The 23,315-nt window shown below is 70.1% G+C and carries 22 protein-coding genes; 15 read left to right on the forward strand and 7 right to left on the reverse strand.

The features are described 5' to 3' along the window. Positions 1 to 67: 67 nt before the first annotated feature. Both QSK25_RS34555 and QSK25_RS34560 read left to right on the forward strand, forming a co-directional pair. Complete coding sequence (locus QSK25_RS34555; protein WP_285644574.1) at positions 68 to 313, forward strand: hypothetical protein; 246 nt, start codon at positions 68 to 70, stop codon at positions 311 to 313. A 59-nt stretch (positions 314 to 372) separates the two neighbouring features. Next, on the forward strand, positions 373 to 951 hold the full coding sequence (locus tag QSK25_RS34560) for a hypothetical protein (RefSeq protein WP_285644576.1): 579 nt from the start codon (positions 373 to 375) through the stop codon (positions 949 to 951). Here the strand turns inward: QSK25_RS34560 and QSK25_RS34565 are convergent. Further along, on the reverse strand, positions 914 to 1,900 hold the full coding sequence (locus QSK25_RS34565; protein WP_285644577.1) for a PHP domain-containing protein: 987 nt from the start codon (positions 1,898 to 1,900) through the stop codon (positions 914 to 916). The genes QSK25_RS34560 and QSK25_RS34565 overlap by 38 nt on opposite strands. A 128-nt stretch (positions 1,901 to 2,028) precedes the next feature. On the opposite strand from QSK25_RS34565, the gene QSK25_RS34570 reads away from it, so the two are divergent. Further along, positions 2,029 to 3,603 carry an alpha/beta fold hydrolase gene (locus QSK25_RS34570; protein WP_285644578.1) on the forward strand — a complete coding sequence of 525 codons (1,575 nt, stop codon included), beginning with the start codon at positions 2,029 to 2,031 and terminating at the stop codon, positions 3,601 to 3,603. An 8-nt stretch (positions 3,604 to 3,611) separates the two neighbouring features. Here QSK25_RS34570 and QSK25_RS34575 read toward each other — a convergent pair whose 3' ends face one another. Beyond that, a complete protein-coding gene (locus QSK25_RS34575) occupies positions 3,612 to 4,562 on the reverse strand; it encodes an MASE1 domain-containing protein (protein ID WP_285644580.1) in 951 nt (316 codons plus the stop codon). 367 nt (positions 4,563 to 4,929) lie between these two features. Between QSK25_RS34575 and QSK25_RS34580 the strand changes: the two genes are divergently transcribed. Together QSK25_RS34580 and QSK25_RS34585 are read left to right on the forward strand one after the other, a co-directional pair. Further along, a complete protein-coding gene (locus QSK25_RS34580) occupies positions 4,930 to 7,068 on the forward strand; it encodes a molybdopterin-dependent oxidoreductase (protein ID WP_285644582.1) in 2,139 nt (712 codons plus the stop codon). A gap of 38 nt (positions 7,069 to 7,106) precedes the next feature. Next, on the forward strand, positions 7,107 to 8,888 hold the full coding sequence (locus QSK25_RS34585) for an AMP-dependent synthetase/ligase (RefSeq protein ID WP_285644583.1): 1,782 nt from the start codon (positions 7,107 to 7,109) through the stop codon (positions 8,886 to 8,888). A 242-nt stretch (positions 8,889 to 9,130) separates the two neighbouring features. On the opposite strand, the gene QSK25_RS34590 is transcribed toward QSK25_RS34585, so the two are convergent. Beyond that, complete coding sequence (locus tag QSK25_RS34590; RefSeq protein WP_285644586.1) at positions 9,131 to 10,114, reverse strand: LacI family DNA-binding transcriptional regulator; 984 nt, start codon at positions 10,112 to 10,114, stop codon at positions 9,131 to 9,133. A 505-nt stretch (positions 10,115 to 10,619) separates the two neighbouring features. Between QSK25_RS34590 and QSK25_RS34595 the strand changes: the two genes are divergently transcribed. After that, on the forward strand, positions 10,620 to 11,492 hold the full coding sequence (locus QSK25_RS34595; RefSeq protein WP_285644588.1) for an alpha/beta hydrolase family protein: 873 nt from the start codon (positions 10,620 to 10,622) through the stop codon (positions 11,490 to 11,492). Here QSK25_RS34595 and araD read toward each other — a convergent pair whose 3' ends face one another. Genes araD through QSK25_RS34610 form a run of 3 tightly spaced genes read right to left on the reverse strand, consistent with a single transcriptional unit; the run spans position 11,493 to position 14,735 of the window. Continuing rightward, positions 11,493 to 13,199, reverse strand: coding sequence for an L-arabinonate dehydratase (gene araD / locus QSK25_RS34600; RefSeq protein ID WP_502881920.1), 1,707 nt, complete (start codon positions 13,197 to 13,199; stop codon positions 11,493 to 11,495). Beyond that, a complete protein-coding gene (locus QSK25_RS34605) occupies positions 13,196 to 14,101 on the reverse strand; it encodes a dihydrodipicolinate synthase family protein (RefSeq protein ID WP_285644590.1) in 906 nt (301 codons plus the stop codon). The genes araD and QSK25_RS34605 overlap by 4 nt, the downstream gene beginning before the upstream one ends. After that, positions 14,088 to 14,735 (reverse strand): GntR family transcriptional regulator, encoded by a 648-nt coding sequence (locus QSK25_RS34610; protein ID WP_285644591.1) that lies wholly within the window; start codon positions 14,733 to 14,735, stop codon positions 14,088 to 14,090. The genes QSK25_RS34605 and QSK25_RS34610 overlap by 14 nt, the downstream gene beginning before the upstream one ends. Positions 14,736 to 14,934: 199 nt before the next feature. Between QSK25_RS34610 and QSK25_RS34615 the strand changes: the two genes are divergently transcribed. From QSK25_RS34615 to QSK25_RS34645, 7 genes are all read left to right on the forward strand, one after another. After that, positions 14,935 to 15,483 carry an anti-sigma factor gene (locus QSK25_RS34615; protein WP_285644593.1) on the forward strand — a complete coding sequence of 183 codons (549 nt, stop codon included), beginning with the start codon at positions 14,935 to 14,937 and terminating at the stop codon, positions 15,481 to 15,483. A gap of 119 nt (positions 15,484 to 15,602) precedes the next feature. Continuing rightward, positions 15,603 to 16,250 carry a GntR family transcriptional regulator gene (locus QSK25_RS34620; RefSeq protein ID WP_285644594.1) on the forward strand — a complete coding sequence of 216 codons (648 nt, stop codon included), beginning with the start codon at positions 15,603 to 15,605 and terminating at the stop codon, positions 16,248 to 16,250. 58 nt (positions 16,251 to 16,308) lie between these two features. Next, complete coding sequence (locus QSK25_RS34625; protein WP_285644596.1) at positions 16,309 to 17,244, forward strand: DUF1996 domain-containing protein; 936 nt, start codon at positions 16,309 to 16,311, stop codon at positions 17,242 to 17,244. 121 nt (positions 17,245 to 17,365) lie between these two features. Then, complete coding sequence (locus QSK25_RS34630; protein WP_089953784.1) at positions 17,366 to 17,917, forward strand: sigma-70 family RNA polymerase sigma factor; 552 nt, start codon at positions 17,366 to 17,368, stop codon at positions 17,915 to 17,917. Next, complete coding sequence (locus QSK25_RS34635; RefSeq protein WP_285644603.1) at positions 17,914 to 18,621, forward strand: anti-sigma factor family protein; 708 nt, start codon at positions 17,914 to 17,916, stop codon at positions 18,619 to 18,621. The genes QSK25_RS34630 and QSK25_RS34635 overlap by 4 nt, the downstream gene beginning before the upstream one ends. A gap of 51 nt (positions 18,622 to 18,672) precedes the next feature. Continuing rightward, positions 18,673 to 19,011, forward strand: a complete 339-nt coding sequence (locus QSK25_RS34640; protein ID WP_285644604.1) for a hypothetical protein — start codon at positions 18,673 to 18,675, stop codon at positions 19,009 to 19,011. 43 nt (positions 19,012 to 19,054) lie between these two features. Beyond that, positions 19,055 to 19,729, forward strand: coding sequence for a hypothetical protein (locus tag QSK25_RS34645; RefSeq protein ID WP_285644610.1), 675 nt, complete (start codon positions 19,055 to 19,057; stop codon positions 19,727 to 19,729). Here the strand turns inward: QSK25_RS34645 and QSK25_RS34650 are convergent. Further along, complete coding sequence (locus tag QSK25_RS34650; protein ID WP_285644611.1) at positions 19,719 to 20,663, reverse strand: zinc-binding dehydrogenase; 945 nt, start codon at positions 20,661 to 20,663, stop codon at positions 19,719 to 19,721. The two genes, QSK25_RS34645 and QSK25_RS34650, sit on opposite strands and share 11 nt — an antisense overlap. Positions 20,664 to 20,722: 59 nt before the next feature. On the opposite strand from QSK25_RS34650, the gene QSK25_RS34655 reads away from it, so the two are divergent. Together QSK25_RS34655 and QSK25_RS34660 are read left to right on the forward strand one after the other, a co-directional pair. Further along, a complete protein-coding gene (locus QSK25_RS34655; RefSeq protein ID WP_285644612.1) occupies positions 20,723 to 21,409 on the forward strand; it encodes a hypothetical protein in 687 nt (228 codons plus the stop codon). 41 nt (positions 21,410 to 21,450) lie between these two features. Beyond that, positions 21,451 to 23,271, forward strand: a complete 1,821-nt coding sequence (locus tag QSK25_RS34660; RefSeq protein WP_285644614.1) for a penicillin acylase family protein — start codon at positions 21,451 to 21,453, stop codon at positions 23,269 to 23,271. Positions 23,272 to 23,315: the final 44 nt, after the last annotated feature.

Genomic DNA, 23,315 nt, shown 5'->3' on the forward strand with positions numbered 1-23,315 from the left:
AAGACCGCTTGAACAGGGGAGATAGGAGATCGATGCTGTCTCGATCTTGCCTGATCCTCTCGATCAGGTGATCGGTGTCGGTGAACTGGCGTCCGGTGCCAGGACCGCCGGGGCACCGCTGCCGTCCGCCGGCACCGACCACACGTCGTTCAGGCCGTCGTCACGCTGGATCGAGTACGCGGACGGTCCTGTCGTCGACCCACGCCGGTTGGTCGACGACGCCGCGGGCCTCGGCGAGTTCGGTGATCTCGCGTCGGGAGAAGCGGAGCGGAATCGTTCGGTGTCCGACGGTCGTTCGGCGGCGGTTGGGTGAACGGCGGGCGAATGACGTTGTTGCGGTATTTCCCCGCAGCCTCGGGACTCTGTGAAGGCATGGGAGTCGAGGTCTGCGACCCTCGCTGGCTCGCGGCCGTGCCTGGGGCCGAGCTCGTGGTCGCGCTGGACGAGGTGAGCGCGCACGCCGCCGCGGGGCACCGGGTGACGGTGCTGATCGACCTGGTGCCCGACAACGTCGCCGTGCTGCGTGGACTGGCCGCCGAGGCCGTGGGGGAGGGCGCGCGCAAGGTGCGGGTGCGGCCGCACGGGGTGGATCGGGTGGACCTCGTCCACGCGGCGGTGGAGCTGGGGCGGGTGGCCGAGGACGACGCCGTGGAGGTGCAGTTCGACGTCACGTCGGCTGCCTTGTTGCGCGCTGATCCATCCGCGTTCGTGCGGGTGGATCCGCTGGTGGTGACGGCGGACGGGACCGTCGTGCCGATCTGCGCCGGGCTGGAGGGGTTCGCCCTGGGGCGGCTGGGGTCGTGGGAGGAGTTGCTGGAGGGGTGGGATCCCGAGCCCGTCCGCGATCTGTGCCGGGTGGCGCTGACCCGTGCGCTGGCCGACACCGGGCCTCTCGTTTCCTGGTACGAGCACCTCACCCGGACAGCAGCCGAGATGCGCTCCGGGTGTTGATCACCAGGTCCGGGGTGACGCCGACCTCCTCGGCCCTGGCGCAGCCGTAGTTCAGCCAGTCGAGCTGGCCCGGGGCGTGCGCGTCGCTGTCGATGGAGAACGTGCAGCCGGCGTCGACGGCGAGGCTGAGCAGCCGGCGCGGGGGATCGAGGCGCTCCGGCCGTGAGTTGATCTCCACGGCGGTGCCGTGCTCGGCGCACGCCTCGAAGACCTTCGCCGCGTCGAACTGGGACTCGGGCCTGCCCTTGCCGACGACCAGGCGGCCGGTGCAGTGGCCGAGGATGTCGACGTGCGGGTTCTTCACGGCGTTGATCATGCGCCTGGTCATGTCCGGACGGGGCATCTTGAGTTTCGAGTGGACGCTCGCGACCACGACGTCCAGGCGTGCCAACAGGTCCTCGTCCTGGTCGAGGCTGCCGTCGTCGAGGATGTCGACCTCGATGCCGGTGAGGATCCGGAACGGCGCGAGGTCCTCGTTGAGCTCCACGACGACCTCGAGCTGCTTCTCCAGCCGGGCACGCGTCAGTCCATTCGCGACGGTCAAGCGCGGGGAGTGGTCGGTCAGCACCATGAACTCGTGGCCGAGGTCGCGGGCGGCCTCCGCCATGTCCCTGATCGGGCTGCCGCCGTCGGACCAGTCGGAGTGGACGTGGCAGTCGCCCTTGAGCTCGGCGCGCATCTCCTCGCCGCCGGTGATGTCGACGTGCCGGAGCTTCGCGAGGTAGGAGGGCTCGCGGCCGGCCAGCGCGTCCACGACCACGCCCGCGGTCGACTTGCCGACGCCCTTGAGGTCGGTGAGCGTGCCGAGCTTCGCCCGCTTCTCGACGTCGGCGGGGTCGAGGCCGGCGAGGACGGCGGCGGCGTTGCGGAACGCCTGGACGCGGTAGGTCGGCTCCCCCGCCCGTTCGAGGTGGAAGGCCACCTGCTTCAAAGCCTTGACCGGATCCATATCTCTTCCTACCCCATGCCGTCTTGTTTGGCTGCTCAGCGGTGAACATCACCCGACCTTCGGAGGTGTCGACAGGACCACGTACTGCGACAGCGTTCTGGCCCTGGCCGACGAATCGGAGGGTGCGCGTGAGGAAGCGTTGGGGCGCGGCGGCTTTGGTCGCTCCGTTGTTCGTGTCTCTGGTGGGAACCGCTCAGGCCGCGCCTGGGCCGCTGGACGAGTACTACGCGCAGACCATCGCGTGGGCCGAGTGCCCGGCGGGGTGGGTGTCGCCGTCGACCGGGGTCGAGTGCGCGTCCGTCGTGGTGCCGATGGACTACAAGAACCCCGGCAACGGGAACCTGGAGATCGCGATCTCCCGGAAGAAGGCCACCGAGCCGTCCCGGCGCAGAGGCGTGCTGATGACGAACCCCGGCGGGCCCGGCGGCTCCGGGCTCGGGGCGGTGCACTGGTTCACCGCGCAGACCGACGTCCTCAAGATCTACGACGTGATCGGCATGGACCCGCGCGGGGTCGGCCGATCCACCCAGATCCGGTGCATCTCGACGCCTTCTGACGACGAGTTCCCCTCGCGCCCAACGGATGCGCAGCTCGCGAACTGGTCCGACTACGCGCGGGCCGTCGAGGACAACTGCCGGCGCGGCGGCGGTGAGATGCGCCGGTTCATCTCCACCATGAACACCGCGCGCGACATGGACGTGATCCGCGGGGCCATGGGGGAGAAGAAGATCTCCTACGTCGGGTACTCGTACGGAACGCAGCTCGGCGCGGTCTACGGGTCGATGTTCCCGAAGAACCTGGACCGCAGCGTGCTCGACTCGGCGCTGGACCCGCTGAAGACGTGGCACGAGCAGGACGTCGACGTGGTCGACGCCATCACGGACAACCTCCGCAAGTGGACCGCGTGGACCGCCGCCCGCAACTCGGCCTACGGGCTGGGCACGACCGCTGCCGCTGTGCGCGGTGAGCTGGACGCGATCGCCGAGAAGCTGAAGTCCGGGCCGTACGGCGGCTACGCGGACGTGACGTCCTTCGACTACGCGGTCGGTGCCACGCGGTACCGCCGTTCGTGGGCCGCTTTCTCCCGGCACATCGCCTCGATCAAGGCCGGGGTCGCCGACCAGGGCGAGGCCGCGGCGATCGTCGCGGCGCTGAAGAAGGGCGACGTCGAGCCCACCTCGGCGGGGACGTTCCAGGCCGTCGTCTGCGAATGGGACTGGTCCACCGACGTCAACACCTACTACAACGACATGAAGCGTTGGCGTGACACCAACCCCTACGGCGGCACCGTCGACTACATGGCGCCGACCAACTGCACGTTCCGGTCGTTCCAGCGACCGGAGAAGATCCCGGCCATCACCCGCAAGTACCCGGCCGGCCTGGTGGTCAACTCCGACGGCGACACCCAGACCCCGCTCGCCAACGGCCGGGTGATGGCGGAACACCTGAACCAGCCGTTGATCAGCGTGTCGAACGACGGCCAGCACGGACACTACGCCCTGCGCCGCAACGCATGCGTCGACACCCTGGTCAACAAGTACCTGGTCTCGGGCATCCTGCCCGCGTCCCGGGTGACCTGTGCGGGCACCGACATCGCGGAGGACGTGCCTCCGGGTGCGGCGGCCTCCGCCGGGGTGCAGTCGGCAGGGCGGCCGTTGAGCGCGATCCTCGGCGAGATCGCCGCGGAGACCAAACCCTTCTAGGACAAGGACTAGGCGGGCGGCACGACGCGGCCGAGCCGTTTGCGCACTCCCTCCTCCTGGTAGCGCGCAACGGTCTCGGCCAGCTGCTCGCAGGCCCGTTCCACGGTGCGCCGGGCCTCGTCGCGCTCACTGGTGATCGCCGAGAGGATCAGCCCGGTCAGCGCCACCGATCCGTTGAAGGCCTGCAGCACGATCATCGTCGTCAGCAGGCCGCCCGGGGAGAAGTGCCCGCCGGCGGCGGACATCACGGCGGCCACGGAGATGATCGCCGCACAGGGCGCCGCGATCGCGTGCTGGAACCGCAACGCCGCCCAGATCAGCATCGGGAACACCAGGAACAGCAACCGCAGGGCCGACACGGTCACGAACGACGCGAGCGCGGCCGTCGTCACCAGCACCACGCACGCCTCGGCCAGCCGGGCGGGGGACACGCGCCACCGCAGGCGCGCCAGCGTGAGCAGCAACGGCGTGAACACCAGCACGCCCATCGCGTCACCGGTCCACCACACCGACGCCACGGCCGGCGCATCGCGCCACGGGATCACGCCGCCCAGCCGCAACGCCGTCGTGCCCACGAGGGCGCTCACCAGCATCGAGCCCAGCGCGGCCGCGAAGACGAGCAGCAACGCGTCCTTCAGCCGGTCGATCGCCGGGCGGAAACCGAAGCGGGTCAGCAGGTACCAGGCGAGCAGGGGTGCGGCGGTGTTGCCCGCCGTGATGAGCAACGCCGACAGCAGCGGTGCGCTCAGGGTGACGTTGGCGGCGAACGCGCCGAGCGCGATGCCCGGCCAGATCCGCGGCCCGCAGATCAGCAGCGCCGCCACGGAGATCCCCGTCGGCAGCCACAGCGGGGTGACCTGACCCTCCACGAGGGCCAGGACCAGGCCGACCTGTGCGGTCGCGAAGTACGCGAGCGCGCAGGCGGCGATCGTGGCGACGGTCCGGAGTGCGGCGTTCACCGCAACATGCTCCACCCGTGCCCACGCCACCGCCAGACCTCGTGCCAGGGCGTACCCACCTGGACTCACCCGGCTCGCTCCGGGGCCCGGGCCAGCACCGCGGACGGGGCGGACGGGCGGCCCCGGTGCCCCCGCAGCCCGCGCTCAAGGCGTTCCCCCAGGTTGACCGCTATGGCCCTGACCAGCTCCAACGAGCATACTGAGCGGTATGTCGAGCAGCGCGAGGGCAGCACCGGGACGGCACGGCCGATAGGCGGGGACTCGCCGCGAGAGCTGTCGGTGAGCTGTTCGGGTTGACCTCGGCTGGGCGATTGCGCCCTGCGCCAGACAGCTAGTACTCGTTGGTAACAAGCCGATAAGGGGACCCATGAGGACCGTGTTCACGACCTGCCCGCTCTGCGAAGCCACCTGCGGGCTGGAGCTGACGGTCGAGGGCGACCGGATCACGAAGGTGCGCGGCGACCGCGAGGACGAGTTCAGCAAGGGCTTCCTCTGCCCGAAGGGCGCCTCGCTCGGCACCCTCGACGCCGACCCCGACCGGCTGAGCGCCCCGCTGGTCAAGCGCGACGGCGAGTTCCACGAGGTCGGCTGGGCGGAGGCCTTCGCGTACGTCGACGAACGACTGAAGGACTTCCCGGACCGCAACGCCGTCGCCATGTACCTCGGCAACCCGGTCGCGCACTCGCTCGCCGGCGGCCTCTACGCCGGACCGCTGCGCAAGTCGCTCGGCAGCCGCAACATCTTCACCGCGAGCACCGTCGACCAGATGCCCAAGCACGTCCAGGTCGGCCACATGTTCGGCGGCATCTTCTCGATCCCCGTGCCCGACATCGACCGCACCGACTTCATGCTGGTGCTGGGCGCCGACCCGTTCGCGTCCAACGGGAGCCTGTGGACGGTGCCGGACGCACCGGGCCGCTTCAAGGCGTTGCAGAAGCGCGGCGGGAAGTTCGTCGTGGTCGACCCGCGCCGCAGCCGCACCGCCCAGGCCGCCGACCAGCACGTCGTGATCCGGCCGGGCACCGACGTGTTCCTGCTGCTGGCCTTGATCCACGAGCTGTTCGCGCAGGACCTGGTGCGGCTCAAGGACCTCGCCGGCCACGTCACCGACCACACGGTCATCCGCGCGCACGTCGAGCCGTTCAGCCCCGAAGCCGTCGAGGACCGCACCGGCGTCGACGCGGCCACGACCCGGGCACTGGCGGCGCAACTGGCCGCGGCCGACCGCGCCGTCGTCTACGGCCGCATCGGCACGACCACCGTCGAGTTCGGCACGATCGCCTCGTGGGCGGTCGACGTCCTCAACGTCCTCACCGGCAACCTCGACCGGCCCGGCGGCGCGATGTGGCCGCTGCCCGCGCACCTGAACCGCGGCAGGGGCAGCGGCAAGGGGTTCGCCGTCGGCCGCTGGCACAGCCGCGTGCGGGGCCACCCCGAGGTGATGGGGGAGTTCCCGGCGGTGACGCTGGTCGACGAGATCGAGACGCCCGGCGAGGGCCAGGTGCGCGCGCTGTTCACGATCGGCGGCAACCCCGCGCTGTCGTTGCCGAACTCGGCCAGGGTGAACGCCGCTCTGTCCTCTTTGGACTTCATGGTCAGCGTCGACCCGTACCTCAACGAGACCACCCGGCACGCGGACGTCATCCTGCCGACGCCGCCGCCGTCCCGGCGCGTCCACTACGACATCGCGTTCCTCAACCACTCCGTGCGCAACGTCGTGAAGTACTCGCGCGCCGCGATCCCGTTGGAGGAAGGCAGGGTCGACGAGACGGACATCTTCTTCCGCCTCATCACCATCTTCTCCGGCCTGGGCCCGGCCGCCGACCTCGACGCCATCGCCGCGTTCCAGCTGAACGACCTCAGGCAGAAGGCCGGCGTCGACTTCGAACCCGAAGGCGAGACGCGCGAGGAACGCCTGCTGGACCTCAAACTCCGCACCGGCGCGTACGGGCTGAGCCTCAAGCAGCTGCTGGACCACCCGCACGGCATCGACCTCGGCCCGCTCACCCCGCGCCTGCCGGAGATCCTGCGCACGCCGTTCGGGAAGGTCGAGCTCACCCCGCAGCCGATCGTGGACGACCTGCCGCGCGTGCGGGAGGCGTTGGAGCGGCCGGAGACCGGGATGGTGCTGGTCGGCCGCAGGCACCTGCGCAGCAACAACTCCTGGATGCACAACGTGCCCGCGCTGGTGAAGGGCAAGCCGTTGTGCACGCTGCTGGTCAACCCCGGCGACGCCGACCGCCTCGGCCTCACCGACGGCGAACCCGCCCAGGTCACCTCGCGCGTCGGCGAGGTCGAGGTGCTGGTCGAGGTCACCGCCGACATCGCACCCGGCGTCGTGTCCATGCCGCACGGCTGGGGCCACGATCAGCCCGGCACGCGGCTCACCGTCGCGAACGAGCACGCCGGCGTGAACGTCAACCTGCTCACCGACGACCTCCGCCTCGACCCGCTCTCGGGCACCGCCGTGCTGAACGGCACCCGCGTGCGGGTCGTGCCCGCCTGAAGTCCCCACTCGCCAGAACGCGCCTTCTAGGAGCCGCCATGACCGCCGGAGTCACCACCCCGAACGCGGTGCGAGCCGTCCGCCGGATAGCCGACCTGCCGTTCCTCGCGGAGCAGGCGTACGGCGACGCGGTGGCGTGGCGGTACAAGCGCGACGGGCAGTGGCACGAGCAGACCTACGCCGAGGTCGCCGAGGAGGTGCTGGACCTCGCCTCGGGGTTCGTCCACGCCGGACTGCGGGCGGGCGACCGGGTCTGCGTGCTCGCCGGCACCCGTCCGGAGTGGACGGCCGTGGAACTCGCGGTGCTCGCGGCGGGCGGCATCGTCGTGCCGATCTACCCGTCGAGCACCTCCGAGGAGATCGCCTGGGTCGTCGGCGACTCCGGCGCGTCGATCGTGGTGGCGGAGAACGAGGAGCAGTGCGTCAAGGTGGAGGTCGTCGCCACCGAACTGCCCGAACTGCGCACCGTGCTGGCGATCGACCCGGCCGGTGACCGCCCGCGCCTCGCCGGCCTGCAGGACTCCGGCCGCACCTCACCGCTCGCCGACGTGCTGGACTCCCGCCGCGCGGCCATCAGGCCCGACGACCCGAGCCTGATCATCTACACCTCGGGCACCACCGGTCCGCCCAAGGGGTGCGTGCTGACGAGCGCGAACTGGGTCGCGCTGTGCCGGGTCGCGGAGGAGACCCGGATGGACGCGATCACCGACACGGTCTACCTGTTCCTGCCGCTGGCGCACGTGTTCGCGCAGATCATCATGTTCGGCACCATGTACCGCGGCGGCTCGCTCGCGTACTTCGGCGGCGACATGAAGGCGATCGTGCCGGAACTGGCCGAGGTGAAGCCGACGTTCCTGCCGTCCGTGCCGCGGATCTTCGAGAAGATCTACACGTTCGTCACCTCCAGCGTGCCCGCCGACCAGCTCGCGCAGGCCGTCCGGCTCGGACTGGAGGTGCGCCGCAGGCGGGCCGCCGGTGAGGCCGTGCCGGCCGAGATGGCGGCCGCGTTCGAGCAGGTCGACGCGTTGTTCGCGAACGTCCGCGCGGTGTTCGGCGGACGCCTCGTGCAGGCGTTGTCCGGTGCCGCGCCGATCTCCACCGAGGTGCTGCAGTTCTTCCACGCGGCCGGGGTGCCGGTGCTCGAGGGCTACGGCATGACCGAGTCCACGGCGGTGGGCACGATCAACACCCTGGACCGCTTCAAGATCGGTTCGGTCGGCGCGTCCGGCATCGCGGGCCTGGAGGTGAAGGTGGCCGAGGACGGCGAGCTGCTGATGCGCGGCCCGCACGTCTTCGCGGGCTACTGGCGCAACGAGGAGGCGACGGCGGCCACGTTGCAGGACGGCTGGCTGCACACCGGCGACCTGGGCGAGATCGACGAGGACGGCTTCGTCACGATCACCGGCCGCAAGAAGGACATCATCATCACCGCGGGCGGCAAGAACATCGCGCCGGCCAACGTCGAGAACGTGCTGCGCCAGTCCCGCTGGATCTCGCACGCCGTGCTCTTCGGCGACCGCAAGCCGTACTGCGTGGCACTGATCACACTGGACGCCGACGAGATCGTGCCGTGGGCCACCCAGCGCGGCTTGCCGTCCGATCTCGAATCATTGGTGGGTCACCCGGACGTGCGAACGCTCGTGCGGGAAGTCGTTGACGAAGCGAACTCGCACTTCGCCAGTGTTTCCCAGGTGAAGAAGTTCGTGCTGCTCACCCGTGATCTGTCCCAGGAGGAAGGGGAGCTCACCCCCACGTTGAAGGTCAAACGGAACGTGGTGCACCGTCTTCACTCTGAGTTGTACGAAGGCCTCTACGAGTAACCCGTACGTACGAGAAATCCAAAAACAGGTACATCCACCCTGGCGCATTTCTTCCGGTCAGGGCAGAGTGGGACACCAAGCGGCGCTAGGCCCCCTCCCCCCTCGGGCCCAGCCGCTTCGCGGCCCCGGCTCAAGGCGTACTCCCCCCAGACGCCCAGCCGGGGCCGCCTTGCGTCCGCCCCTTTGTTTCGAAACGCGAGAGAAGTTTCGAAACAAAGGGGCCGCACCTTGTCAAAACACCACTACTCGCGCGGCGGAGCAGTTGTCCCGCGCACGATGAGTTGCGTCTCCGCCACGATCTGCGGCGCTTCCGAGTGGTCGGAATCGAGCCAGTCGAGCAGGAGGTTCACCGCCGTCCGCCCGGCCTGTGCGACCGGCATCGCCACCGTCGTCAGCGCGGGCGAGCACAAAGACGCGTAGGTGAGGTCGTCGAACCCGGTCACCGACACGTCGCCCGGCACCGAGATGCCGCGATCGCGCAGCCGGGCCAGCACGCCCAGCGCCATGATGTCGTTGTAGGCGACGATCGCCGTCGTGCCGGCCGCCACCGCGAGGTCCGCCGCCTGCAGGCCGCCCTCGTAGCGCGGCGCGAACGGCCCGAGGTCGGCCAGGTCCACCCCGTGCTTCGCCACGGCCTTCATCAGCCCACGCCGGCGTTCCTGGTTGGACCACGACGTGCGCGGCCCGTTGAGGTAGGCGATCCGGTGGTGCCCGAGCGCGACGAGGTGGTCGACGACGGCGTGCATGCCGCCCGCCGAGTCCATCAACGCCGCGGGCACGCCGGGCAGCCGCCGGTTCAGCAGCACCAGCGACGTGGCCCCGGCCACCTCGTGGATCTGCGCGTCCTCCAGCCCCGGCGCGCACAGCACGACCCCGTCGACCTGCTTGGCCATCGCGTGCACGAGCTTGGCCTCGGTGACCGGGTCCTCGTCGCTGTCCGCCACGAACACCGCGTAGTCGGCCTGCACCGCCCGTGCCTGCACGGCCTTGAGCACACCGGTGAAGAACGGGTTGTCGAGGTCGGGCACGACGATGCCGATGTTGCCCGTCTTGCCCGTGATCAGCCCGCGCGCGGCCCTGTTCGGCTGGTAGCCGAGTTCCGTCGCGGCAGCCAGCACGCGTGACCTCGTCTCCGGCCGCACGAGCTCGGGGGACGTCAGCGCACGCGAAACGGTGGCGACCGACACGTGCGCCCTGCGGGCCACGTCGCGGATCGTGACTGCCACTTGTACCTCACCCTCACCGGCCGGTTGAACCAATCATGACGGGCCAGGCGTCAAGCCGGTGTCTTCGCGGCGAAAACGTTTACGGCAAGTTCGCCTGCTTGCTGAAGGGCTCGCCGAGGAGGAACGGCTCGGGCGCAACCCGTGGCGGTGCAAGGGGAAGCCCCGCGGGGCTTCCCGGCGTTCAGCGGTGCAGGCCGCCCAGTGGCAGCGCGATCACTGGAGCCCGCTGCCGCCCGACCGCGGCGCGCCCGCGAGTTCGTGCGTGGTCACCGGGAAGTCGACGAGCGATCGGCCCACGTCCGCAACGCCGCGAAGGACAAGTCCGAAGTGGAGGGCGAGGCGGGCTCGCCGCGGCGAGCAGGGCCTGCTCGCCGCGCACGGCGTCGGCTCGCTTGCGCGGTGGCGCGTGCTCGATCCCGGGCGGTTGACAAAGCGGAACAGCGCTCCGTATCGTTCCGGAACATCGCTCCGCTTCAGTCGGAGAGCGTACCCGAGAGGAACCCCCATGACCGTCTTCACGGTGAGCCCCGTCGTGCTCGAGATCCCCGGCAGGCCCGTCGACCTGCAGCTGAAGGTGTCCGCGCCGACCGAGGGCACCGACCTGCCGATCCTGCTGCTCTCGCACGGACAGGGCTACTCGAACCACCTGTCCTCGCTCAACGGCTACGCGCCGCTCGCGAACCACTGGGCCGAGCAGGGTTTCGTGGTGCTCCAGCCGACGCACCTGAGCAGCCGCAGCCTGGCCCTGCCCGCCACCACGCCCGGCGCGCCGCTGTTCTGGCGGGAGAGGGCCCAGGACATGTCGCAGATCATCGACCGCCTCGACGAGGTCGAGAAGGCCGTGCCGCAGCTGCGGAACCGCCTCGACACCAGCAAGATCGCCGTCGCCGGCCACTCGATGGGCGGCCACACCGCGAGCCTGCTGCTCGGCATGCGCACCGAGGGCACCAGCCTCAGGGACGACCGGATCAAGGCGGGCGTGCTGCTCGGCTCGACCGGGCGCGGTGACGCCGTCACGGACGTGGTGAAGGAGAACTACTCCTTCATGCAGAGCACGGACTTCAGCGAGATGACCGCGCCCGCGCTGGTCGTCGCCGGGGACGCCGACGCGTCCGCGCACCTCACCACGATGGGCCCGGACTGGCACGCCGACCCGTACCACCTCGCGCCCGGACCGAAGGTGTTGCTCACGCTGTTCGGTGCCGAGCACGGGTTCGGCGGCGTCAGCGGGTACGACGTCGCCGAGACCACGGACGAGGACCCGCAACGGGTCGCGGACGTGCTGCGGCTCACCACCGCGTACCTGCGCACCCAGCTGCACGGCACGAACGACTGGGACACAACGGAAATCGCGAACGGCCGCGTCGAGTCGAAGTAGCTAGTGCGCGTTCGGTTCGGGGTTGTGCCCCGGCCGTGACAGGAACTCGAAGTCGCAGCCCTCGTCGGCCTGCGTGATGTGCTCGTAGTACAGAGCGCCGTAGCCGCGTTCGAACTTCGGCGGCGGCGGTGTCCACGCGTCCCGGCGACGCGCCATCTCCTCGTCGGAGATCTCCACGCGCAACACCCGCGCCTCGACGTCCAGCGTCACGAGGTCGCCGTCCCGCACCAGCGCCAGCGGCCCGCCGACGTGCGCCTCCGGTGCGACGTGCAGAACGCAGGCGCCGTAAGAGGTTCCGCTCATCCGCGCGTCCGACACGCGCACCATGTCCCGGACGCCCTCGCGCAGCAGCCTGTCCGGGATGGGCAGCATCCCGTACTCGGGCATACCGGGCCCGCCCTTCGGCCCGCCACCGGCCAGCACGATCACCGAGTCCTTCGCGACGTCCAGCGACGGTGAGTCGATCCGTGCCCGCAGGTCCTCGTACCCGTGGAAGACCACGGCGGGCCCGGTGTGCCTCCACAGCGCGGGATCAGCCGCCACGTACTTGATCACCGCACCGTCCGGAGCCAGGTTGCCGCGCAGCACAGCCAGACCGCCCTCGGCGGAGATCGGGTCGTCCAGCGCACGGATGACCGACGAGTCGTGCACCTCGGCACCGTCGAGGTCCTCGCCGAACGTCCGCCCCGTCACCGTGATCCGCTCGAGGTGCAACGACTCCCGCAACCGCGACAACAACCCGCGCAGCCCGCCCGCGTAGTGGAAGTCCTCCATCAGGTGCGTCCCGGCGGGCTGCACCGACGCCAGCACCGGCACCTCCCGCGACAACCGGTCGAAGTCGGCCAACGCCAAGGGGATCTGCGACCGCCCGGCCATCGCGATCAGGTGGATGTACGAGTTCGTGGACCCGCCCAGCGCCAGCACGGTCCGGATCGCGTCCTCGTACGCCTCGGCCGACAGCACGTCGCCGATGGTCAGTCCCTCGCGCACCATCTCGACCACGCGCGCGCCGGACGCCGCCGCCATCCGGTGGTGCGCCGAGTCCACCGCCGGGATCGACGACGCGCCGGGCAACGTCAGCCCCAGCGCCTCCGCGGCCGCCGTCATCGTCGAAGCGGTGCCCATCGTCATGCAGGTGCCGGGGGAGCGGGCCAGCCCCGACTGGATCTCCGCCCAGGCCGACGACGAGAGCGTGCCCGCCCGTTTCTCGTCCCAGAACCGCCACATGTCCGTGCCGGAGGCCAGCTGCTCGCCCCGCCAGTGCCCGCGCAGCATCGGCCCGGCCGGCACGAACACGGTGGGCAGACCGGCGGAAGCGGCGCCCATCAGCAACGCCGGGGTGGTCTTGTCGCAGCCGCCCATCAGCACGCACCCGTCGACGGGGTAGGACCGCAGGACCTCCTCGGTCTCCATCGACAGCATGTTCCGGTACAGCATCGGAGTCGGCTTCTGGTACGTCTCCGACAGCGTGGACACGGGGAATTCCAAGGGGAATCCGCCCGCCTGCCACACCCCGCGCTCGACCTGCCGCGCCCGTTCGCGCAGGTGCATGTGGCAGGGGTTGATCCCGCTCCAGGTGTTCAGGATCGCGATGACCGGCTTGCCGAGGTGCTCGGACGCGTTCACCCCGAGCTGCCGCATGCGCGCGTTGTGCGAGAACGCCCGCAATCCCTCACCCTCGAACCATTCGGCGCTGCGCAACTTCACAGCAGGCTCCACGAGTTCAGCAGCACCCCGACGGCCGACCGATCGGCCTCCGGCAGCACCGAGGCGGGCGGGCGGACGTCCCGGCGGCACAACCCCAGCTGTGCCAGCGCTTCCTTCACCACGGACACGTTGTTCGCGGACTCGTGCGACGCGCGCAGCTCCTCGAAGCCGCGGACGAACTCCCAGAACTCCATCGCCGCACCGAACTCACCGGCCTGCAGGCAGCGCAGCAGCTGCACCGACAGCTCCGGCGCCACGTTCGCGAGCCCCGACGTGAACCCGGTGGCCCCGACCGCGAAGTACCCCGGCGCGGACAGCTCGGCGAGCCCCGCGACCCACGTCAGCCGGTCCAGTCCGGCGTCGCGCGCCACCGACGCGAACCGGACCGGGTCCGGCACCGCGTACTTCACCCCGACGACGTTCGGGCACGCGTCGGCCAGCGCCGCGATCTGCGCCCCGCCGATCCGCGGGTTCCGCACGTACAGCACCACGCTCAGTTCGGGCACCGCGGACGCGACAGCGCGGTGGTAGTCGACCCACCCGTCCAGCGACACGTACGGGTGCACCGGCTGGTGGATCATGATCCCGCGCGCCCCCGCCCGGTCGGCGAACCGCGCCCCGGCCACCGCGGTCGCCACGTCGTGCCCGACCCCGGCGACCACGGCGGCGCGGTCGCCCACGGCGTCCACCGCGATCCGCACGGCGAGTTCCGTCTCGGCCGCGGACAGCGTGTAGAACTCGCTCGTGTTGCCGTTCGGCGTCACCACCGAGACGCCGCCCCCGACCACCCGGTCCAGCACCGCCGCGCAGCTCTTCTCGTCCACCTCTCCGCCCGCGTCGAACGGCGTGACGGTGATCGCGACCACGGACGCCAGGTTCCCGGACAGGTCATCGAACGACATCGGGGAGCTCCTCGGCGAGACGGTCGGCGAAGGTCTGCAGGTGGCGGCGCAGCAGGTCGGCCGCGGCCTCGGCGTGGCCCTCCTCGGCGGTCACGAGGATCGCCCGGTGCTCGGCGTCCTCGGCCTCCCACGTCGGGTGCAGCCCCCAGCCGGCTGCGGTGACGAGCGCGGCCTGGTCGTGCAGCCCGTCCAGGATCTGGATCATCAACGGGTTGCCGCAGCCCACGAGCAACGCGCGGTGGAAACGCCGGTTGGCGAGGTTGCGCGAGGTCAGGTCCTCGGTGTCGCGCAACGCTGACCTGGCCTCGGAGAAGTCCGCGCCCCTCAGCACCGAGCGGCGCAACGCCTCGGGCTCCACCAGCAACCGCACGTCGTACACGGAGGCGGCCATCGCGGCGTCCACCGTGCGGACCGTCGCCCCCTTGTACGGGCTCATCACGACGAGCCCCGACCCGGCGAGCGTCTTGAGGGCCTCGCGCACGGGCGTCTTCGAGACGTTCAGCGAAGCGGCGAGATCGGTTTCGACGAGAGCCTGACCCGGCTTCAGCTTTCCATAAAGAATCGCTTCTTTGATCGATTCCAGAACAAAGTCCGTCCGGGACGCCGGCAGCGCTCCCGCTCGGTCATACATCATATATGAGAGCGTAGGAGCAGGTAGAACCCCCGGTCAACCATCCGGTGTGGGCTGCGCAACGCAGTTGTATCTGCGTTGAACCAACTTCCTCGACGGCTCGTTCTGAAGGTGTTGGTCACCGCTGCCCGCGGGACTGGAGAAGGAGAAATTTGAGTGCATCGTTCCGCGTAACCGTGTCCATAGCCGCGTCCGCCAGCGCATGGCACCGAACGTCCTGGGCACCAACGAGTTGAACGAGAACGACATGCTGATGGAAGAACTGCCACCGGAGGCCGCGCTCGACGGGCCTCCACCGAACATGGACCACCTGCTGCAGCGCACGCTCGGCACGGTCCGCGAAGAGAGACAGCAGGCCGTGCGTCGCCGTGGACGCATCACGGCCCTGTCGTCGACCCTGATGGTCGCGGGCGTCCTCGCCGGGGGCGTCTGGCTCGGCCAGGGCATGGGGGTGGGCGGCACCGCCGGCGAGGTCCTGCAGGGGACCTCGGCGACAGGTGCGCACATGGCCGTGCAGGTCACCGACACCGAGGGTGGCCTGAGGCTCGTCGCCACGGTCGACGGGATGCAGGACGGGGAAGCCTGCTGGCTCGTCGTGCACACGAAGGACGGACGGACCTTCACCGCGGGCTCGTGGAGGGCGCACGAAGGTGAAGTCACGTTGGCCGGGTCCGCGATCGTGCGGGCGGAGGACGTCGCCGGGGTCAGCGTCGTCAACCACGACCGCGAGCCGCTGGTCACCGCGAACTGAGGTGGGTGGGCTTCCGCCGGACGGGTCATCCGCGGACGCCCGCCCACCACGGAGAGTTGTTCAGGGCACGGTTAGCCGACCGGCTTGACGCTCATTTGGAGCAATGTCAACATTCGGACATGCCCCCTCCCGCAGTGAGACCCGTGGCCCGTCGCGGGGTCGCGGGAGAGGCCGCCGACCGCATCCGGGACGCGATCCTGGCCGGCGAGCTGGCCGCCGGCACCGCGTTGAAGGAGGTCGAGCTCGCGAGCGTGCTCGGGGTCAGCCGCGGGTCGGTGCGCGAAGGCCTGGTCGTGCTCGAGAGCGAGGGGCTCGTCGTCTCAGAGTGGCACCGCGGCACCTGGGTGCGCGAACTGACCCCGGACGACGTCGACGAGCTGTACACCCTGCGCACCGCGCTGGACGTCCTCGCGATGCGCACCGCCGCCGCGAAGGGGTCCGGTTTCGGCCCGATCGACGAGGTCGTGAGGGCAATGGAACATGCCCGGACGGACACCGAACGGGTCGCGCTGGACATGGAGTTCCACGACGCCGTCTACGCCGCGACCGGCCACCGCAGGCTCCAGGAGGCGTGGCGGGCGATCCGCTGCCAGGTCCACCTCTTCCTGCTCGCGCGGGTCGCCGACGACCCCACCTACCAGGAGCTGGTCGTCCCGGAGCACGCCGGCCTGGCCGCCGTGCTGCGCGCGGGCGACCCCGGTGCGGCAGGGTGTGCGGCAGAGGAACACCTGCGCGGTTCCTCCGTGAAACTGGTGGAGAAGCGATGAGCCGGCGTGTTGAGACGCGGCACTTTGGTTTGCCCGGATCGATTGGCAGGCTGTGACCGTGGCCCGGAACAAACCGGCGACCGTCGCGGTCGCGGTGGTGGCCGTCCTCGTGGTCGTGGGTTCGGTCGTCCTGCTGCGCGGCACGTCCAACGGCGAGCCCGCGGCCGAGCAGTACGTCAGCGAGCTCGACCAGGTGATCACCGAACCGAAGACCGCGAGCGTCGTGATCAAGTGCGGCGCCAACGAGGAACGCCACCTCAACGCGGACAACCCGGTGGTCTCGCCCGGCATCCCGTTCGGCGCGCACCACACGCACGAGTACGTCGGCAACAGGTCGGCCGACGCGATGTCGACCGACGCGTCCCTCGCGGCGTCGACCACGACGTGCGAGAACGACGACCTCTCGACCTATTACTGGCCGGTGCTGCGCCTGACCGACGGCGCGGGCCACGACGCGCACGCGGACGGCGGCGGCCTGCACGGCAACACCGGCGAGGTGCTCGCCCCGAGGAGCGTCGAGATCCGCTACGACGGCAGCGCCACGAGCGACGTGCTGCCGATGCCGAGGTTCCTGCGCCTGATCACCGGCGACCCGGCCGCGTTCACCAACGACTACGGCCCGAACACGCGCGCCCGCTGGGGCTGCTCGGACCAGCCGGGCCGGTACACGACGAAGTACCCGCTGTGCGGAAGCGCGACCACCCTGCGCACCTACGACTTCGGCAGCTGCTGGGACGGCAACAACAGGGACAGCGCCTCGCACCGCACGCACGTCGTGTTCCCGTTGCCGAGCGGCAACTGCCCCGCCAAGACGTTCCCCATTCCGCGGCTGCACATCACCGTGGGCTACGACATCCCCGCGGGCCGGCCGTTCGCGATCGACTCCTTCCAGGAGGAGTTGCGTGATCCGGCGACCGACCACGGGATGGCCATCAACGCGATGCCGGAGGCGCGCATGGCGGAACTGGTCGGGTACCTCAACCGGTCCCGCTAACATCCGGCGTCTCTTTTTGGTTGAAACCCGTTGAACCGAAGCCCTCTGCCGCTCGTGTGACGGCTGAGGTCTTGAACAGGACGCCCGCACGAGGTGTTCGCGGGCGGGGAGGAGTGGGTGGATGGCGGCTTTGTTCTCCCGCAAACGGGAGACCGCGGCCGACGAGGCGCTGATCCGATCGCTCTACGAGGAGCACGGTCGGGCTCTGCTGGCCTACGCGACGCGGTTGACCGGTGATCGGGCGGCTGCCGAGGACGTGGTCCAGGAGACCCTGGTCCGAGCGTGGCGCCATCCCGACGCCCTCGTGAACGGCAAGGGATCGGTGCGCGGTTGGTTGCTGACCGTGGCGAGGAACATCGTCACGGACCGTGTGCGTGCGAAGGCGGCACGCCCGCAGGAGGTGGCCGAGTCCCCGGCGACGCCCCCCATCGAGCGCGACCACGCTGACCAGGTGGTTGACTCGGTGGTGGTGCTCGAAGCGCTCGACAGGCTCTCGTCCGACCACCGCGACGTGCTGATGGAGATCTACTTCCGAGGCCGGAGCGTGACGGAGGCGGCGGAGGCGCTCGGGGTGCCACCTGGCACAGTGAAGTCGAGATCGTATTACGCGTTGCGAGCCTTGAGGGAGACCTTCGGAGGTCAGAAGGTCGCACTGAAGGGGGTGGCTGGATGACCACGCAGCACGACCCGCAGCTGCTCGGTGCTTACGTTCTCGGAGCACTCGACGAGCAGGAGGTGCGCGACATGGACGAGCACCTGGCGTCCTGCCCCGAATGCAAGCGTGAACTCGAAGAGCTCCGCGACATGGAGGCGTTCCTCGGCGAGGTGCCTCCGGAGATCATGATGGACGGCCCGCCCGAGGGCGGTGACCTGTTGTTGCAGCGCACGCTCCGCCAGGTGCGCACCGAACGGGGCGGCGTCGCGAAACGCCGTCAGTTCGCGCTCGGTGCCGCGGCGGCCGTGGTGGCCGCGGTGGTGCTCGGAGCGGGAGTCTTCGTCGGCAAGGCCACGTCGCCCGATGCGAACGTCGCCTCTCCCACTCCGACGGTCGCACCCGATCCGAGCGGTACCAGGCTCGCCACGTTCACCGACCCCGACACCAAGGCGTCGATGGCCGTCAAGGTCGTCCCCGCCGCCGGCTGGGTGCGGACGAACATGTCGATCAACGGCATCCCCGAGGGCGAGAAGTGCCGGATCTTCGTCGTGGCGAAGGACGGCAGCCGCCAGGAGGCGGGTTCCTGGGTGGTGTCCAAGAGGGGCGCCACCGAGGGCACGAACCTGGACGGATCAGCACTCGTCGCCCCCGCGGACGTGAAGTCCGTGGTGGTCGAGAACTTCGAGGGCAAGAAGTTCGTCGAGGTGCCGGTCCAGGCGTGAGCACGGATAATTGGGGCCGTCCTCCGGGGCGGCCCCAATTATCTTCTTCCCATGTCATCTCACCTGTTCATCGGCGACCACTGCTGGAACCAGTCCAGCGGCACCGTGCGCTGGGCGCTCGACGTGATCGCCGATCACGTCACGCACCCCGGGGCCGTCGCCGAGCTCAGGGAGTTCTCCGGCGGGCTGATCTTCGTGGAGGACTTCGGGCGCAGCTTCGGTCCGGAGGTCTCCGAGCAGATCGTGGAGGTCATCCGCACGAGGATCCGCCCGGCGGCGCTGGCCGAACCCGAGGGTGAGGTCCGCGACTACACGGTGCGGGTCGCCGACGAGCTCGTCGAGATGGCGAACCGGTGGCGCGGCTTCGCGATCGAGGCCGGGGAAGCCTGAAAACGAACGGTCCTTTCAGGACGGCCCCGTTATCGTCTTTCCCATGTCCGGAACTTTCGTCGTTGATCGGGAAGACGGCCCCCACGGGTACGAGGGCGAGATGTGGGACGTGCCGCGGTACGTGTTCTTCCGCGTCCTAGACCTGCTCGTGGACCAGCTGCGCGACGACGAGGTCTCGACCGCTCTGCGCGAGCTGCTCGACGGCGGCTACGCCTGGCTCGCCCTGACCTACTACACCCCGGAGCAGGGCGCTGAGGTCGTCCGCGCCATCCGCGAGGACCTCCCGGCCGCCGTCCGGGCCGCCTACCCGCCACCGGACCCGCACCACGTCGCCATGGGCGAGATGGTCGACGACCTGGTCGCGATCACGGACCGCTGGCTCGCCGGCACGCTGGTGTCCGCGACGGTCCGCTTCGAACGACCCGGCGAGCGCGGCTTCGAGATGTGGGAGGCGACCGTCGCCGAGGTCGGCTGGGTGCGCGACGCGCTCGCGCGCCACGTCGGCGAGGACCTGGCCGCCACGCTCGCCGCGCTCCCGCTGCGAGGCCCGGACTGGTTGTCGTTCAAGGACTTCAGCGAGGACGAGGTGCGCGAGCTGCTGCGCGCGCTCCGCGAGGACGTGGCGGGCGAGGCACCGGCCGACCGGCGGGAGTTGATCGCCGAGCTGGTCCGCGTGGCCACCGAGTGGCAGGCGGCGCGCCCGGGTCTCACGGCCTGAGCACCACCTTCCCCGCCGTGGCCCGCGACTCCAGCGCCTCGTGCGCCCGGGCCGCGTCCTCCAGCGCGAACGGCGGGTGGACGGAGGGCACGAACCGTCCGCTCGCCAGCCCCGCCATCGATTCGTCCTCCAGCGCGCGCAACCCTCTCCGCATCAGGTTCGGTCCCAACGCGACAGTCGCGGTGAGACTGTTGGCGAACAACGCCTCGGTGCTGATCGGCGTCGACGACCCGGACGCCCAGCCGTAGATGATCTGCCGGCCACCTGGCCCGAGGGTCTTCAACGCCTGCGCCCCGGCGTCGCCGCCGACGCCGTCCAGCACGACCGTCATGTCCTTGAGCCCGTCCGACCAGCCGGGCCGGGTGTAGTCGATGGCGGCGTCGGCGCCGTTGTCCATCACCAGGTCGAGCTTGTCGCCGCTCGCGAGCCCGATGACCCGCGCGCCGACGTTGCGCGCCTCCTGCACGAACAACGTCCCCATGCCGCCCGCCGCCGACAGGACGAGCACGACGTCGTCCTCGGTGAGCTTCGCGGCGTCGAGCACGCCGACGACCGTGCGGCCGGTGCCGATCATCGCGACCGCCGCCTCGAACGACACGGAGTCGGGCAGCGCGTGCAGCGCGCCGACGTTCGCCACCGCGAGTTCGGCGTAGCCGCCGTTGGCGGTGCCGAGGTGCGCGACGACCCGGCGGCCGAGCCAGTCCGGGGTGACGTCCGCGCCGAGGGCCGTCACGACCCCGGCGACCTCGCGGCCCGGTGTCATCGGGAACTCGACGGGGCCGAAGGCGCCCTTGCGGATGGTGGTGTCGACGAGGTGGACGCCGGCGGCGGCCACGGTGACGCGGACCTGGCCCGCCGCGGGCTCCGGATCGGGAACCTCCTCGAAGCGCAGGTTCTCCGCCGGGCCGAACTCGTACTGCCGAATCGCGAACATGCGGCTGACGCTACGAACTCCACTTAACTGGAGGTCAACAGCCACTAGGCTGCGGGCCCGTGTCCTCCTGCGTGTTCCTCAACCGGCCGGGCGAAGACCCCGCGTGGACGTTCAGCTGGAACGCCTCCGTCGGGATGGTCGGCTGGGTGAAGGAAGTCCTCGCACGGCTCGTCCCGAGCCAGGCCCTCGCCGCGAAGCTCCTCGTGCGAGGCCCGGACTGGCTCGCCTTCAACGCCTACGACGACGACGAGGTGCGCGAGATGGTCCGGGTGATCGGGCAACGGCTGGAGGTGGAGGCGCTCAAGAGCTTTCCGGGCGAGGACGACGTGCGCGCGCACGTCGGGGAACTCGTCGATCTGGTGCTGGACTGGGCCGGCGGCCGCGGTTTCTGGGGAGGGTACCGAGATCCGTTCCCGCTGTGGCTGCCGAGGAGCTTCTCCGTGCTCTGGCACGACGAGGAGAACGGCGCGATCTGCTTCCAGTCGCCCGCGGACCCGGTCGAACCCACGGAGGTCCTCCTGAGGTTCGAGGGCGTCCGGGAGCTGCGGGTGCCGCCGGACCTGAGCACGGTCGCGGTCGGTCTCGTCGCGGGCGGCTACTCGCTGACCACGCCAGACTTCCCCGGCGGGTACGTGCTGGCGGAGCGGTTCTTCTACTCCGAGGACGACGTCGTCGACTGGGAGTCGTTCGACGCCCTGAACTACGAGAAGTACGTGATGAAGAGCGTGACCCACCCGCTCGACTAGTCGGTGGCACGTAGTCACACGACTGTGCTAAAAACACAGTCGTGTGGAAAACCGTCATCGCGAGCCTGCTCCTGGTCACCTCGGCGCCCGTGGCGTCCGCGGCCGGACCCGAGCAGGTGCCGCACGTCGTCGCAGCGCACCACCGCGGCCTGGGGGACGGCATCGGGTACGGGCAGGCGAAAGCGCACCTGTGCGACCTCGCGAAGCTGTTCACCGAGTTCGCCGCCGATCCCCAGTTCCGGGACCTCGAACGCCGGGAGGTGGTTGAGGCGATAGTCGCCCAGCCCCCGCCCGTCGGCCCGACCCGGCAGGCCCGCGACCTGGTCACCGGGTACGTGCAGGGCTACAACCGTTACGTGGCGAGGAACCCGCGCTGCGGGGCGCGGCCGATCACCGAAGCCGAGCTCTACCGCTTCAACCACGTGGCGTTCAACGAAGGCATCTTCCGGGCGTACGAGGGCATCTGGCCGTCGCCGCCCAAGGAGGTGAAGGAGCGGGGCAGCAACACGATCGCCGTTGGTGCTGGGGGTACCAGCGGAGGTCGTGGCGTGCTGCTGGGCAACCCGCACGTGCCGTGGCGCGGCATGGTGTCGTTCTGGCACGCCAGGCTGACGATTCCCGGCAAGGTCGACGTCGACGGCGTCACCGTGCTCGGCATGCCGGTCGTGTTCAACGGGTACAACCGCGGTGTCGCCTGGTCGGCCACGGTGTCGACGGCGTCGAGCTACACGCTCACCAGGCTGCGGCTCGTCGACCGGCACACCTACCTGGTCGACGGGAAGCCGGAGCGGATGATCGACCGCGGCACCCACTGGGACACCCGCTACGGCCCGGTCACGCGGAAGATCCGCACCAACCCGCACCTCACCGGCGACGAGATGACGCCGCTGCCGTGGACCGACACCGAGGCCTACGCCGTCACCGACCTCGCCGCGGACCGGCTGACGACGCTGAACGCGGCCGCGACGTTCCTGGAGGCGCGCACGACCGACGACCTCAAGGCGGGGCTCGACCGGTTCGGCGGCACCGTGCGCACCAACATCATCGCGGCCGACCGGCGCGGCCAGACCCTCTACGCCGGCATCCAGGTCGTGCCGGACGTGCGCACCGACTGCGTGGTGGACCAGGGGTTCCTCGACCGCACGGGTGTCGCGATCGTCGACGGCACGCGCTCCGCCTGCCGGGCCGGACGGCTGCCGGTGGACCGGATGCCGTGGATCGCGAGCGACACCTACGCCACGAACTCCAACTCCTCGCACGCCTTCGTGCGCGCGGACAAGCCGTTGAAGGGGTTCCCGCGCGTGTTCGGCGACGAGAACATCGCGAACCTGCGCACCGAGTTCGGGCTGCAGGAGATTCCACGTCACCTGGGTCGGTTCGACGCCGGCGTCATGCGGAAGCTGGTGCTGGAGAACAGGAACACCGCCGCCGAGAAGCACCTCGACTCGATGCCGTGCGTCCGGCCGGAGTGCGAGGTGCTGCGGAAGTGGGACCGCCGCAACGAGGTCGGCAGCGTGGGAGCGCTCCTCTTCGACCAGTGGTTCGCGGCCGGGGGTACCGAGAAGGCGTTCGACGAGGTCGTCGCGCGGCTCGGGCCGAAGATCCACCAGCCGTTGGGGGAGAACCAGTACGTGGTGCGGGACGGCGGGAAGATCCCGCTGCACGGCGGGCCCGGGTCGTCCGGTGTCTACAACCTCATCAACATGGACTGGAAGAAGCAGGAGGTCAGCGACGGGTCGAGCTTCGTCTTCGCCGTCGAGTACACCGACCGTGCCTGCCCGACCGCGTACACGCTGATGGCGCCTGCGCGGCCGGACCTGTACGGCGCGAAGAGGTGGCAGAAGGGAGCCCTCTGCGGCTGACGGCTCGGGTCACCGGCCCTAATCCTTTCGGGGTAAGGATCTTC

This window comes from Lentzea sp. NBRC 102530, assembly GCF_030269365.1.
Lineage (GTDB): Bacteria > Actinomycetota > Actinomycetes > Mycobacteriales > Pseudonocardiaceae > Lentzea.